The sequence below is a fragment of the Nocardia sp. NPDC049149 genome, assembly GCF_043197455.1.
GTDB lineage: Bacteria > Actinomycetota > Actinomycetes > Mycobacteriales > Mycobacteriaceae > Nocardia.
The window spans coordinates 527,224-541,620 of sequence record NZ_JBICTD010000003.1 but is presented as its reverse complement, the minus strand read 5'-3'; the positions used below and the strand labels follow the sequence as shown (position 1 = coordinate 541,620).

Genomic DNA, 14,397 nt, shown 5'->3' with positions numbered 1-14,397 from the left:
AAGGGGCGCAGCGATGTACGAGGCCAACGCGGCTGTGGTGGGGACGGTGGTGAACCATCCGGCGAAGCGGGAGCTGCCGAATGGCGATCAGGTACTGACCTTTCGGATGGCCAGCAACTCCCGAAGGTTGGATCAAGCGACTGGGGAATGGGTCGACAACGGCACGTTGTTTCTGACGGTGACCTGCTGGCGGAGGTTGGCCGCAGGCGCGGAAGCGTCGTTGCGGCGCGGAGATCCGGTCATCGTGTACGGCCAGTTGCGCTCGGTCGAGTATCGGACCAAAGACGGCGTGGACCGGCGGGATCTGGAGATGCGCGCCAGTGCGGTCGGCCCTGATCTGGGGCGGTGCACCGCGCAGGTGACCCGATGGTCGGAGGTGCGGAATACTCAGGACCGATTCGGTGCTGAACCTCGGGGGCCAGGGGGCGAACCCCTGACATCCGGCGGCCAGGCTCCGACACTCGGGGGCGAGGTCCAGATGCCGAATGGCGATGGACTGGGGGAGAATGTCGCAGCCCCTCCTGCGGCATCACCCCGAAGCATCCACCCCGAGCACGCTGACGCCTGACCATCGGCGCTGCGGACTTTTGGCTGAGCGTCGCGAGGGGTATCCGCCGGTTCAACTCACCGTTTCCGACACCGATAGGCTTCCTCCTTATGGCTGAGTTCATTTACACAATGAAGAAGGTTCGCAAGGCGCACGGCGACAAAGTCGTGCTCGACGATGTCACCTTGAACTTCCTTCCCGGCGCCAAGATCGGTGTCGTCGGCCCGAACGGCGCGGGTAAATCCAGCGTGCTGAAGATCATGGCCGGACTGGACCAGCCGAACAACGGTGACGCGTTCCTCGGGACCGGCGCGACGGTGGGCATCCTGATGCAGGAGCCCGCGCTGAACGAGGAGAAGACCGTTCGCGGCAACGTCGAGGAGGGCCTCGGCGAGGTGAAGGTGAAGCTGGATCGCTTCAACGAGATCGCCGAGCTGATGGCCACCGACTACTCCGACGAGCTCATGGACGAGATGGGCAAGCTGCAGGAGTACCTGGACCACGCCGACGCGTGGGACGTCGACTCCCAGTTGGAACAGGCCATGGACGCGCTGCGCTGCCCGCCGCCGGACGAGCCGGTCACCAACCTTTCCGGAGGTGAGCGCCGCCGCGTCGCGTTGTGCAAGCTGCTGCTGAGCAAGCCCGACCTGCTGCTGCTCGACGAGCCGACCAACCACCTCGACGCCGAGAGCGTGCTCTGGCTCGAACAGCATCTGGCCGCGTACGCGGGCGCCGTCCTCGCCGTCACCCACGACCGGTACTTCCTGGACAACGTCGCCGAGTGGATTCTCGAACTCGACCGCGGCCGCGCCTACCCGTACGAGGGCAACTACTCCACCTACCTGGAGAAGAAGGCCCAGCGGCTCGAGGTGCAGGGCAAGAAGGACCAGAAGCTGCAGAAGCGGCTCAAGGACGAACTGGCCTGGGTGCGCTCGGGTGCGAAGGCTCGTCAGGCCAAGAACAAGGCCCGCCTCGACCGGTACGAGGAGATGGCCGCCGAGGCCGACAAGCACAGGAAGTTGGATTTCGAGGAGATCCAGATTCCGGCTGGCCCGCGCCTTGGCAGTGTGGTGGTCGAGGTCGACCATCTGGACAAGGGCTTCGGCGACCGTCAGCTGATCAAGGATCTGTCGTTCACGTTGCCGCGCAACGGCATTGTCGGCGTGATCGGTCCGAACGGTGTCGGTAAGACGACGCTGTTCAAGACGATCGTCGGGCTGGAGTCGCCGGACAGCGGCACGGTGAAGGTCGGCGAGACGGTCAAGCTGAGCTACGTCGACCAGAACCGCGCAGGCATCGACCCGAAGAAGAACGTCTGGCAGGTGGTGTCCGAAGGCCTGGACTTCATCCAGGTCGGCAACCAGGAAATGCCGTCGCGCGCGTACGTGAGTGCGTTCGGCTTCAAGGGCCCGGACCAGCAGAAGCCTGCAGGCGTGCTCTCCGGTGGTGAGCGCAACCGGCTGAACCTGGCGTTGACGCTCAAGCAGGGTGGCAACCTGATCCTGCTCGACGAGCCGACCAACGACCTCGACGTGGAAACCCTCGGCTCGCTGGAGAACGCGCTGGAGCAGTTCCCCGGTTGTGCCGTGGTCATCTCGCACGACCGCTGGTTCCTCGACCGGACCTGCACCCACATCCTCGCGTGGGAAGGCAACGACGACAACGACGCCAAGTGGTTCTGGTTCGAAGGCAACTTCGAGGCGTACGAGGCCAACAAGGTCGAGCGGCTCGGCCTGGAAGCGGCCCGCCCGCACCGGGTTACCCACCGCAGGTTGACGCGCGACTGATTGGGGTTACCAACGGGGCAGGTGGTCAAACCACCTGCCCCGTCCTTTTTGTCTCGTATCCGGCACAACCGCGACCGGCCCGTGCCCACGGCCCGCGCGAAGCTCGCTAGGGTGGAACCCGTGAATGCGAAGGCGCAGTTCGATCAATCGGTGGTCCCTACCGCCGACCTGGTGGCCGAGCTGATCCGAGGTTCCGCTCGGGTGCCGCTGCCGCCGCGGAAAGTCCCTGTCGCGCTCACCTGACGTTCGTGAGTCCGAACGATGGCTATGCCGAGCTCATTCCACCGAGGTCGGCAATCGCGTGGCGAACGCGGCGGTTGCGGTGAACAACCCAGGATTGGAAGGGATTTCACCCCCGCGTCTTCGACGCACAGCTACTCTCGGACCGGCGTCGCTTTGTTACGGAACCGAATCCGAGGGAGTAGGCGAAAAATGACGGTCTCGTCCGAATTGTCCAGTGCGGCGTGGGCCGCGAGTCTGCCGCAGGCACTGCGCGGCGAACTCGCGACGCTCGAGGAAGCGTATTTCCGCCACGTCGACGCGGGCGATGTGGACTGCGCGATCACCGGTATCACTCAGATCTTCCGGCGGCACATGGAGTTGGCCATGCACCGGCCCGCGGGTCGGGCGCTGGTCCGGGTGTACCACCCGGACGACGGTTCCGGCCTCGGCGCGGCGGTGCAGCTGGTCACCGACGATATGCCGCTACTTGTCGAATCAATCACGTCGTCTCTGAACAAGCTCGGCGTGAGCGTCAGCGAAGTCATTCACCCGATCTTCGAGGTCGAGCGTGACGCGGAAGGCAGGCTGGAGCACGCCGCCCCGCACGAGGTCGACGGCAACGGCGCGGGCGGCATCCGCGAATCGTGGATGCACCTGCAGCTGCACCCCTCCACGAGCCCCGCGGTGCTGAGCCGCATCGAATCGGGCATGCCGAATGTGGTCGCCGACGTCCGCCAGGTCATCGGCGACACCGAGGCCATCAAGGATGTGCAGAGCAGGCTGGCCGACGACCTGGAGCTGGCCGCGAAGTCGGGTAAGGCGCCGTTCTCGGAGACCGACCTGGTCGACACCGCGAACCTGCTGCGCTGGCTGGCCGGCGGCAACTTCACCGTGCTCGGGTACGCCCGCTACCGGTTGAGCACCGATCAGGGTCAGCAGAGCTCCAACCCGCTGCCGGGCACCTGCCTGGGCGTGCTGCGCCCCGACGTCGGCACCGATTTCCGGGTGCCGATCAACGCCGCCGACCGGCCTCTGCTGATGCTCACCCAGGGCCTGGTGCCCGCCACCGTGCACCGCGCGGTGTACCCGTACTTCATCGGTGTCGCCGATTTCGACGAGGCGGGCACCATCGTCGGCGAGCACCTGTTCATCGGCGTCTTCACGGTCACCGCCGTGCACGAGAACGTGCTGGACATTCCGGTGATCGAGCGCAGGGTGCGCTCGGTGATCGAAGAGAGCGGGTTCGACCTGGAGTCGTTCTCCGGGCAGGCGATGCTCGAGGTCATCCAGTCCTTCCCGCGCACCGAGCTGTTCTCCTCCGACGCCGAGACCATGCGCCGGACCGCCGTCGCGGTGCTCAACGTCGGACTGCGTCGTCAGGTGCGGTTGTTCCTGCGTGCCGACGGCTACGGCCGATTCGTCGCCTGCCTCGTCTACCTGCCCCGCGACCGCTACACCACCCGGGTGCGGCTGGAGATGCAGGACATCCTGGTCCGTGAGCTCGGCGGCGTCGACATCGATTACTCCGCGCGGGTCAGCGAAAGCGACCTGGCCAGTGTGTATTTCACGGTGCGGATGCCGGAGGCCGAGTTCGGGGTGCCGCGCTATGCGGCGTCGACCACCGCGAACACTTCCGAGGCCAACCGGCTGCGCATCCAGGCGCTGCTCGCCGAGGCGAGCCGGACCTGGGAAGACCGGCTCAACGACGAGGTGAGCACCTCGACGATGCTCGACCCCGCAGTCGTGGAGCGTTACGCCCAGGCGTTCCCCGACGCGTACAAGGAAGACTTCGAGGCAGGTCGCGCGCTCGCCGACATCGTCCGCCTGGAAAACCTGAGCGACGGCGGCATCGACCAATACCTGTACCGCAACGCCGATTCCGATCCCGGCTCGTGGCGGTTCTCGCTCTACGTCGGCGGCACCGGCATCTCGCTGAGCCAGGTGCTTCCCGTGCTGCAGAGCCTCGGCGTCGAGGTGGTCGACGAGCGGCCCTACCAGCTCGAGCTGGACGTGGCGCCGGGTGCCGACCCGAGCACCAGCCGGGAACGGTGGATCTACGATTTCGGCCTGCTGGCTCGTCCCGAATTGCTGCGCAGCGCGCTCGACCGGGACCTGGACGCGGAACTGCTCGAATCATCCAAGCGTGCCGCCGTTTTGGAGGCGGAGGTGCGCGGCCTGCGCGAACGGTTCACCGAGGCGTTCGAGGCGGCCTGGTACGGCCGCGCCGAAGCGGACCAGCTCAACGAGCTGGTGTTGCGCGCGCGGCTGCCGTGGCGTGCGGTGTCGATCCTGCGCACGTACGCGAAGTACTTGCAGCAGGCGCGTTTTCCGTACAGCCAGGCCAACATCGCCCGAGTGTTGCTCACCTATCCGGATGCGGCGCGGCTGTTCGTCGACCTGTTCGCGGCCCGCTTCGACCCGGACACCGTCTCGGCCGAGCACGCCGCCGAGCTGGAAACCCAGGTGCGGACCCGGATCGACGAGGTGGTCAGCCTGGATGCGGACCGCATCCTGCGCGCCATCCTCACCCTGATCCGGGCGACGCTGCGCACCAACTACTACATCACCGACGTCGAGGGCATGTCCCGCGACTACGTGTCGATCAAGGTGGAGCCGCGCGAGATCAGCGAATTGCCCAAGCCGCGTCCGCAGTTCGAGATCTTCGTGTACTCGCCGCGCGTCGAGGGCGTGCACCTGCGGTTCGGTCCGGTGGCCCGTGGCGGGTTGCGCTGGTCGGACCGGCTGGAGGATTTCCGCACCGAGGTGCTCGGCCTGGTGAAGGCGCAGGCGGTGAAGAACGCGGTGATCGTGCCGGTCGGTGCCAAGGGTGGTTTCGTCGTGAAGCAGCCGCCTGCCGCCACCGGTGATCCCGTAGCAGACCGGCAAGCGCTCGGCGCCGAAGGTGTTTCGTGCTACCGGACGTTCATCTCCGGCCTGCTCGATATCACCGACAACGTGGATCGCGCGACCGGCAAGGTGCTGCCGCCCGCGAGGGTGGTGCGCCGCGACGGCGACGACACCTATCTGGTGGTTGCCGCGGACAAGGGCACCGCGACGTTCTCCGACATCGCCAACGATGTGGCGCAGCGCTACGGCTTCTGGCTCGGCGACGCCTTCGCCTCCGGCGGTTCGGCGGGCTACGACCACAAGGCGATGGGCATCACCGCCAAGGGCGCGTGGGAGAGCGTCAAACGCCACTTCCAGGAAATGGACATCGATACGCAGACCGAGGATTTCACCGTCGTCGGCATCGGTGACATGAGCGGTGACGTGTTCGGCAACGGCATGCTGCTGTCCGAGCACATCCGGCTGCTCGCGGCGTTCGATCACCGGCACATCTTCTTGGACCCGAACCCGGACACCGCGGTCTCGTACGCCGAGCGCCAGCGGATGTTCGAGCTGCCGCGTTCGTCGTGGGCCGACTACGATCCCGCGCTGATCAGCGCGGGCGGCGGCGTCTGGGATCGCACGGTGAAGTCCGTGCCGATCAGCCCGCAGGCCCGAAAGGCGTTGGGGCTGGCCGACGATGTCACCTCCCTGTCGCCGCCGGAGCTGGTCCGCGCGATCCTGCTCGCGCCGGCCCAGCTGCTGTGGAACGGCGGCATCGGCACCTACATCAAGGCGTCTACCGAGAGCAACGCCGACGTCGGCGACAAGTCCAACGACCCGGTCCGGGTCAACGGAAACCAGGTGCGGGCCAAGGTGATCGGCGAAGGCGGCAACCTCGGCGCGACGGCGCTCGGTCGCATCGAGTTCTGCCGCAGCGGCGGCAAGATGAACACCGACGCGTTGGACAACTCGGCGGGCGTCGACTGCTCCGACCACGAGGTCAACATCAAGGTGTTGCTCGACGGGGTGGTGAGCAGTGGCCAGCTGCCCGAGCCGGAACGCAACCCGCTGCTCGCCTCGATGACCGACGAGGTCGCGCAGATGGTGCTGGAAGACAATGTGGCACAGAACTTCCTGATGGGCATGTCGCGCACCGACGCATCGCAGATGCTGAACGTGCACATGCGGCTCATCGACGACCTCGAGCAGCGGCGCGGGCTCGATCGGGAACTGGAGGCGTTGCCCTCGGATCCGGAGCTGAAGCGGCTGCTCGAGGACGGCGCAGGCCTCACCTCGCCGGAGCTGGCGAATCTGATGGCGCACGTGAAGCTTTCGCTGAAGGCGGACCTGCTCGACACCGACATGCCGGACAGCCCGTACTTCGTGACCCGGCTGCCGAACTACTTCCCGACTCCGTTGCGGGACCGGTTCGGTGCGGCGATCAAGCGGCACCGGCTGCGTCGGGAGATCCTGACCACGATGATCGTCAACGAGATGGTCGACTACGGCGGCATCACCTACGCGCACCGGTTGAGCGAGGAGACCGGCGCGACGGCCACCGACTCGGTGCGTGCGTTCGCCGCGGCGACCGAGATCTTCGGCCTGCACGAGATGTGGGCGCGGATCCGGGCGGCCGATGCTGCCACCGGCGTGCGTGACCTGCTGGAGCTGGAAACCAAGCGGACGCTGGACCGGGCCTCACGCTGGTTCCTGAGCAACCGGCCGCAGCCCATCGCGGTCGGCGCCGAGATCAACCGGTACTGCCGGGACGTGCAGGAACTGGCGCCGAAGGTGCCGGGCTGGCTGCGCGGGCACCACGTCTCGACGCTCACCGACCAGTCGGCCGAGCTCATCGCGCGCGGTGCGCCGACCGATCTGGCCACCGAGGTGTTCGGGCTGCTCAACCTGTTCCCGCTGCTCGATATCGTGGACATCGCCGACATCACCGATCGGGACGGCGACGAGGTCGGCGCGCTGTACTACGCGCTGAACGAGCACCTCAAGATCGACTGGCTGCTCCAGGCGGTCAGCCACCTCGAGCGCGGCGACCGCTGGCACTCGCTGGCGCGGCTCGCGCTGCGTGACGACATGTACTCGTCGCTGCGCTCGCTGACCCTCGACGTGCTCTCCGCCGGCGACCCGGAAGAGAGCGCGGACGAGAAGATTGCATACTGGGAGTCGAAGAACCAGTCCCGGCTCGGCCGCGCCCGAGCGGCACTGTCGGAGTTGTTCGAGTCCGGAACCCACGATCTCGCCACGTTGTCGGTTGCAGCGCGGCAAGTGCGAAGCATGGTGAGCGGGGTGGGCGCGCAATCGGAGGTACCACGTTGACGAGCTCGTTGAACGGTCATGGGAAGGGCGGCAATCTTGTGCTGCCCAAGCGTTTTCACACCAAGGTCGATGTCAGGTGGTCGGACATGGATGCTTTCCAGCATGTCAACCACGCCCGCATGGTGACCTTGCTGGAGGAAGCGCGCATCCCGTGGCTGTTCGAGGAGGACCGCCCGACCGCAGAACTGCGGACGGGCTGCGTCCTCGCCGACCTGCGGGTGCGTTATCGCGGCCAGCTGCGCCACGAGGACACGCCGCTCGATATCGCCATGTGGATCGAGCAGCTGCGGGCGGTCGACTTCACCATCGGCTACGAGGTGCGCGCCGCCGGTGCGGCGCCAGACTCACCGCCCGCGGTGCTCGCCTCCACCCAGATCGCCGCGTTCGACATGAACGCCCAGCGGCTGCGCAGGCTCAGCGATGCCGAGCGCGGCTATCTGGCCGAGTGGATGAACGACTGATCCGCAACGGTGGTCATCGGGTGAGAACGGCAGCGCAGCTGTGATGGCGGAGCAACGCGTGTTGCACCTGTCCGATCCGGCGGAGCGAGAGAATCTCGCGACGTTCCTGACTCGGGCGGTGCGGTTGGACCCCGCGGTGGTGGTGCGTATCCGCCGTCGCGGGGAACGGCATGTTTCGGCTTGGGTGGCAACGGGTTTCGAGGCGCTCGCGGTGCGCACCGTGGTCGCCGACCTCGGCGTAGACGATGTGACCGTCGGCGCCGACCTGGTGCTTGCCGGGCTCGATTCGGGGCTACCGATCGACCTCGGCTACTCGATGGATTCCGCCTGGCGTGGGGCGCTGCCCCCGCCGGACGGGTTCGCGCACATCGATGACGTGCCGGCCCGCACCCTGGTCGAACTTGCCGAGCAGGGTGCGCAATTGGCGAAGGAACACGGCAGCAGTCACGGGCCACCCGCGTCACTGCTCGACCAGACAGTGCTGACCGTCTCGGCCGCCGACGTCGAGGTGCAGGTGCCGATGCGAGTTGTTTTCGCCCTCACCGCAATGGATTTCATCCCGCACTCGGGGGACAAGGCCGATTCGCGTCGCATCCCGCCTGCCGAGATCGTCCGGGTCCGCGCCAGCAAGACGTGGCTGCGCATCGACGCCCGCTACGGTTCGGTCGCCCGTCGCCTCGGCGGCGGCATCTCGCTGTCCCCGAGTTGATCCGCCGCCGCCGCAGGGGCCGAGCACCGGTTCCATGACTGTGCCGGATTATGCTGTGCCGCTAACCTTTCGGCATCTGGACTGAGAAGCTTTGACATCGACCAAGGATCGGTTGCGCACCGGTTCGCGCTCTGATCCGAATAGCTGTACCAAGCGACAGATAGGGCACTGCCCACAGAGGTTCTATACCTTTCACAGAGGCTGCCGGCTCTGTGAAAGGTATGAACGATCTGTGGGACTGGTCGGCCTCGGTGGATCAGTGGACGCCGAGGAGTCGGAGCAGAGCCGTGGTTCCGGCGGCCGCGAGAATGACCACCAGGATCGGTAGTTTGCGCCAGGCCAGCACTCCGGCGACGAGAACCCCTGCGGGCAAGGCGAATCCGAAGTCGCCGGTGCCGCTCGGCAAGGCCGTCACGGCCACCAGTGCGGCCAGCAGGACTACGGCACCGATCTCGAGCACGCGAACCGCTCTGGCCGGGAAGCGGATTCGCTCGCGGAGCGCGGGACCGGCCCAGCGAAACGCATAGGTGCCGACGGCAAGTGCGACCATCCCCACGGCCAGCATCATTCGGCACCAGCTCGCACTGCACTGCGGGAAAGCCCCACGGCCGGAACATCTTCCGGCAGCATGTCCGTAGCGGTCCCCGGGCGCGCGTCTGCGCGGTCCGTCGACGACATGGGTGCAGCCCATTTCTGTGGCACGGGCGCGTCGACTCCCCGGCGTGCGTCCGGCGTGGACGCGGTTCTTCTTGGTGGCACTGGCACAACGGTTTCCAGTGGTACCGCCGTGCGGTCTGCTGACGGCACAGGCACGACGGCTCTCAGCGGTGTGCCCGCGCGATCTGCCGATGGTAGGGACACTGTGGCTCCACGCGGCACGTCTGCATGACCTGCCTGCTCTTCTGCGGTCTTGTCTTCACTAGACCCGCGCCCGACGGCCAGTAGCCCCAAAAGCGCAACCAGCACCGGCATTCCGGCGGGGAGGAACGGAGCAGTGGCGATCGCGATGGCCGCACCGACGAGAACCGCGCGCAGGGTTGCCTGGTCGCTCAGCGCGGGAATGACCAACGAGAGCAGCACCGCAGGAAACACCGCGTCGAGCCCGATCACCGAGGTGTCCGGCACCAGGGTGCCGACCAGTGCCCCGATGGCGGCGCCGCCCGGCCAGGCGATCAACACGCCGAATCCGGTGGCCCAGTAGGCGGCTCGCTTGCGGGCGATGTCGGGTTGGGCGAGTGACATCGCCACCGACTCGTCGTTCATCAGGTGCACGCCGAGCCAGCGCCGCCATCCGGTGCCGACCATGTCGGGCACCGAAAGTCCGTAGGGCAGATGCCTGGCGTTGACCACGAGCCCGGCCAGCACGGCCGCGATCGGACTCCCGCCCGCGGCGATGATTCCGATGAACAGGAACTCCGCGCCACCTGCGAGCACCACGACGCCGAGCACCATGGGCAGCCACATGGGCAGACCCGAGCTGACGGCGGTCGCCCCGTAGGACACCCCGATCAGCGCGACGGCAAGGCAGACCGCCGCGATGCCGGAGGCGGTGTCCCGCCCGAGTGTTCGCCATATCGAACGCATGACGTTTATAGTGAACATTGTTGGTCGGTTCGTCAATATGGTTCGCTGGGTGCGGTCTACATCACTCGACGGGAGCAGGCATGGCGCGCGACGACTCGACCGGAGCGGCACCGCAGGCGGTGATCGCCGCCTCGCTGCGCCGCGAACGCACCCGCGCCGGACTGTCGCTCACCGAGGTCGCGAGCCGCGCAGGCGTCGCGAAATCCACACTCTCCCAACTGGAATCGGGCACCGGCAATCCGAGCCTGGAAACGCTGTGGGCCTTGTGTGTCGCGCTCGACATGCCGCTGTCCCGGCTGCTCGACCCGCCACGCCCGAGCGTGCAAGTGATCCGCGCGGGTGACGGCCCGGTGGTCGTGGCCGAGCACGCCAACTATCGCGCGACGCTGCTCGCAGCGAGCCCACCGAACGCCAGGCGCGACATCTTCCGAATCACCGCAGAGCCGGGCCACGCCCGCAAATCCGACCCACACATCCCAGGCTCGGTGGAGCACGTCCTCATGGCCACCGGCCGCGCCCTGACCGGCCTCACCGACGCACCCGTCGAACTAGGCCCCGGCGACTACCTCGCCTACCCCTCCGACCTACCGCACGTCTTCGAGGCACTCGAACCAGGAACCACCGCCACGCTCATCGTCGAATACACCTGAGCGCGTTCATGATCAGGAGGCTCTGGTGGCGGCGTTTCGCGAGTGGCTCCCGCCACCAGTGCCCCCTGATCATGAAGTGAGCCCGGGTCAGGCGGCGCCTTCGCCGAGGTACTGCAACCACAGGGGATCCAGATCGGCGGTGGTGGACAGCAGTCGCCAGTGCGGACCCTTGGGGGAGACCAGCGGTGAGCGCAGCGTCCACCCGAGTTCGCTCAGCAACTTGTCGGCCTTGCGGTGATTACACGGCGCACAACTGGCGACGCAGTTCTCCCAGGAGTGTTCGCCCCCGCGGCTACGCGGGATGACGTGGTCGATGGTTTCCGCCTTGCCACCGCAATATCCGCAGCGATAGCGGTCGCGATGCATGAGGGCGGCGCGGGTCATCGGGACGCGGGCCCGGTACGGAACATGGACGTAGCTGCGCAGGCGGATCACCGAGGGAATGGTGACGGCGGCTTCGGCGGAATGGACAACCGGGCCGTCGGCGTCGTGATGAACGGTGTCGGCCTTGTCGCAGATGAGCAGGACGATCGCGCGGCGCGCGGACAGGGCGGTGAGCGGCTCGTAGGTGGCGTTCAGAAGCAGCACCCGGCGCTTCAACCAGCTCGGAGTCTCGCTGGGCGGCGGTGCGGAGCGGTGCGCATGGTCTGGATGACCGTGATGCGCGCCCGGATAATGATCGGACAAGACATGCAGCGGAGTAGCCCCCGACCCACGATTGTGGACGTCGGCGGGCTGGAGTTGTCGATGTGCCCGCGCCTCGTGTGACCTGGCGCTGTGCCGCTGCTTCATCTGGACCTCAATTTCATGATTGGCAGGATCATGCTGTTAGCTCGGCAGAGATTGCCACCCAGTTGACCATGGAACGACGGCTATTGCACGGTGATTTTCAACAATGTCCGGTTAACTGTGGCTGAAGAGCCGCCGGGTCGCGATTTCCGGCCGTTGGATACCGCGCTGTGGGCGGGGTTTGAGGGGTGCGGGCACAATATGGGGTGGCGGTATCCCAGCGAATCGAGAGGGTCTATGACTTCGGGCGAGCAGACAGCAGCGGCGGCGGCAGGACAGCAAGGCGAGCAGACCGCTGCGTCGTTCTACGACGCGGTCGGTGGCGCCGACACGTTCCGGCGGATCGTCGCGTCGTTCTACCGCGAGGTGGCCACCGACGAGGTGTTGCGCCCGCTCTACCCGGAGGAAGACCTCGGCCCGGCCGAACGCAGGCTGCGCATGTTCCTCGAGCAGTACTGGGGCGGACCGCGCACCTACTCCGACGAGCGTGGCCATCCGCGGCTGCGGATGCGGCACAACCCGTTCACCATCGGTCCGCTGGAACGCGACGCCTGGCTGCGCTGCATGCACATCGCCGTTGCCGAGATCGAGCCCGACGTGCTCGATGACGAACATCGCAAGGCGCTGCTCGATTATCTGGAGATGGCGGCGAATTCGCTGATGAACGCGCCCTGGTAAGGGCGTTTGGGTCGAGAGCCGCCACGGGCCGAGGGTTTTCGCGCCCATTGCCGGAAGCTGGCGATTTGCCCGAAGTCGAGAATGCTGCTCCTCGTTAGGGTTTTTGCCGCAAGACTTTGGCACTATTACTGGTGTGACTGATGCACCAGCCGTACGGGCGCCGGTGGATCCCACCACGCAACCATGGTGGCGATCGGCCGTGTTCTACCAGGTTTATCCGAGATCCTTCGCGGATTCCGGCGGCGACGGGGTCGGTGACCTCGGCGGAGTCCGCGACAAGCTCGGCTATCTTGAGCTGCTCGGCGTCGACGCACTGTGGATCTGCCCGGTGATGCGTTCACCGATGGCCGACGGTGGCTACGACGTCGCTGATCCTCGCGATATCGACCCGCTGTTCGGCGGGCTCGTCGCGATGGACGAACTCATCGCCGAGGCGCACTTCCGCCACCTCAAGATCACGATGGACCTGGTGCCGAACCACACCAGCAGCGAACATCCCTGGTTCCTCGCCGCCCGCGACGCGGGCCCCGGCAGCCCGGAACGCGCCCGCTACTACTTCCGCGACGGACGCGGACCCGACGGCGCCGAGCCCCCGAACAACTGGCCGAGCATCTTCGGCGGCCCGGCCTGGACCAGGGTCACCGAACCCGACGGCACGCCAGGCCAGTGGTATCTGCACATTTTCGCGCCGGAGCAGCCCGACCTGAACTGGGAAAACCCCGAGGTCGCCGCGGATTTCGAGAAGACACTGCGGTTCTGGCTCGATCGCGGTGTCGACGGATTCCGGATCGACGTCGCGCACGGCATGGCGAAGCCGGAAGGCCTGCCCGACATGGCGGAGGTCAAGTCCGCGCTGCTGGTCAACGACGACGACGATCTGCGGTTCAACCAGCCGGGCGTGCACGAGATCCACCGCCGCATCCGCAAGGTGCTCGACGACTACCCGGAGGCGATCACGGTCGGCGAGGTGTGGGTCAACGACAACGTCCGGTTCAGCGAGTACGTCCGCCCCGACGAACTCCACCTCGCCTTCAACTTCCGGCTGGCCGAGACCGAGTTCGACGCCGACGCCATCCGTGACGCGATCGACAATTCGCTGGCCGCGGTCGGACCGGTGTCCGCGACGCCAACCTGGACGTTGTCCAATCACGACATCAAGCGCGAGGTCACCCGCTACGGCAACGGTCCAGCAGGGGTGGCGCGGGCCCGCGCGATGCTGCTGCTCGAGCTCGGCCTGCCCGGCTCGGTGTTCATCTACAACGGCGCCGAACTCGGCCTGCCGAACGTGGACGACCTGCCCGACGAGGTGCTGCAGGACCCGGCCTGGGAGCGGTCCGGGCACACCGAGCGCGGACGCGACGGTTGTCGTGTGCCGATCCCGTGGGAGGGCACCAAGCCGCCGTTCGGGTTCACCACCGGGCAGCCCTGGCTACCGATGCCCGCCGACTGGGCGGGCTTGACGGTGGAGACCCAGCTCGAGGAGCTCGGCTCCACCCTTTCGCTGTATCGGATGGCCATCGAATTGCGCCGTATCCGACCGGAATTCGCGGGCGACTTCATCGAGTGGTACGGCAGCCCGCCCGGCTGTCTCGCCTTCCGCAGGAAGGGCGGACTGGTCTGTGTGCTGAACGCGTCGGCGACGCCGACCCAGCTGCCGCCCGGTGATGTGCTGCTGGCGAGCGCGCCACTGGAGGGCGGTCAGCTGCCGCCGAACACGGCCGCCTGGCTGGTCTGAAACCTGCGGCGTGCGCGTCAGGGCCCGGAGGAGGCGGCTTGCGTGACCACGTAGGGCCGGTGAATGCCGCCAATT

At 66.9% G+C, this 14,397-nt stretch carries 11 protein-coding genes and 1 pseudogene; 9 read left to right on the top strand and 3 right to left on the bottom strand.

The features are described from left to right. Window positions 1-13: 13 nt before the first annotated feature. From ssb to ACGFNJ_RS13290, 6 genes are all read left to right on the top strand, one after another. Entirely contained in the window at window positions 14-568 is a 555-nt protein-coding gene (ssb, locus tag ACGFNJ_RS13315; protein WP_393446852.1) for a single-stranded DNA-binding protein, read from the top strand. An 89-nt stretch (window positions 569-657) separates the two neighbouring features. Then, window positions 658-2,334 (top strand): energy-dependent translational throttle protein EttA, encoded by a 1,677-nt coding sequence (ettA, locus tag ACGFNJ_RS13310; RefSeq protein ID WP_393446850.1) that lies wholly within the window; start codon window positions 658-660, stop codon window positions 2,332-2,334. Window positions 2,335-2,454: 120 nt separating this feature from the next. Continuing rightward, a complete protein-coding gene (locus ACGFNJ_RS13305; protein WP_281197161.1) occupies window positions 2,455-2,577 on the top strand; it encodes a hypothetical protein in 123 nt (40 codons plus the stop codon). Window positions 2,578-2,766: 189 nt separating this feature from the next. Then, window positions 2,767-7,716, top strand: coding sequence for an NAD-glutamate dehydrogenase (locus ACGFNJ_RS13300; protein ID WP_393446847.1), 4,950 nt, complete (start codon window positions 2,767-2,769; stop codon window positions 7,714-7,716). Between the two features lie 86 nt (window positions 7,717-7,802). After that, window positions 7,803-8,177, top strand: coding sequence for an acyl-CoA thioesterase (locus ACGFNJ_RS13295; RefSeq protein WP_393447828.1), 375 nt, complete (start codon window positions 7,803-7,805; stop codon window positions 8,175-8,177). 43 nt (window positions 8,178-8,220) lie between these two features. Continuing rightward, window positions 8,221-8,886, top strand: coding sequence for a hypothetical protein (locus ACGFNJ_RS13290; protein ID WP_393446845.1), 666 nt, complete (start codon window positions 8,221-8,223; stop codon window positions 8,884-8,886). A 256-nt stretch (window positions 8,887-9,142) separates the two neighbouring features. Here ACGFNJ_RS13290 and ACGFNJ_RS13285 read toward each other — a convergent pair whose 3' ends face one another. Further along, window positions 9,143-9,454 carry an AzlD domain-containing protein gene (locus ACGFNJ_RS13285; protein ID WP_393446843.1) on the bottom strand — a complete coding sequence of 104 codons (312 nt, stop codon included), beginning with the start codon at window positions 9,452-9,454 and terminating at the stop codon, window positions 9,143-9,145. A gap of 368 nt (window positions 9,455-9,822) precedes the next feature. Further along, window positions 9,823-10,470 (bottom strand): annotated as a pseudogene (locus ACGFNJ_RS13280) (AzlC family ABC transporter permease); the annotation flags it as partial. 80 nt (window positions 10,471-10,550) lie between these two features. Between ACGFNJ_RS13280 and ACGFNJ_RS13275 the strand changes: the two are divergent. Continuing rightward, window positions 10,551-11,120: a helix-turn-helix domain-containing protein gene (locus ACGFNJ_RS13275; protein ID WP_393446841.1), complete on the top strand. Its 570-nt coding sequence runs from the start codon at window positions 10,551-10,553 to the stop codon at window positions 11,118-11,120. 87 nt (window positions 11,121-11,207) lie between these two features. Here the strand turns inward: ACGFNJ_RS13275 and ACGFNJ_RS13270 are convergent, their stop codons facing one another. Further along, complete coding sequence (locus tag ACGFNJ_RS13270) at window positions 11,208-11,912, bottom strand: HNH endonuclease (RefSeq protein ID WP_393446839.1); 705 nt, start codon at window positions 11,910-11,912, stop codon at window positions 11,208-11,210. A gap of 234 nt (window positions 11,913-12,146) precedes the next feature. Here ACGFNJ_RS13270 and ACGFNJ_RS13265 point away from each other — a divergent pair, with 234 nt between their 5' ends. Next, window positions 12,147-12,587, top strand: a complete 441-nt coding sequence (locus ACGFNJ_RS13265) for a globin (RefSeq protein ID WP_393446837.1) — start codon at window positions 12,147-12,149, stop codon at window positions 12,585-12,587. Window positions 12,588-12,720: 133 nt separating this feature from the next. Then, complete coding sequence (locus tag ACGFNJ_RS13260) at window positions 12,721-14,322, top strand: glycoside hydrolase family 13 protein (RefSeq protein WP_393446835.1); 1,602 nt, start codon at window positions 12,721-12,723, stop codon at window positions 14,320-14,322. Window positions 14,323-14,397: the final 75 nt, after the last annotated feature.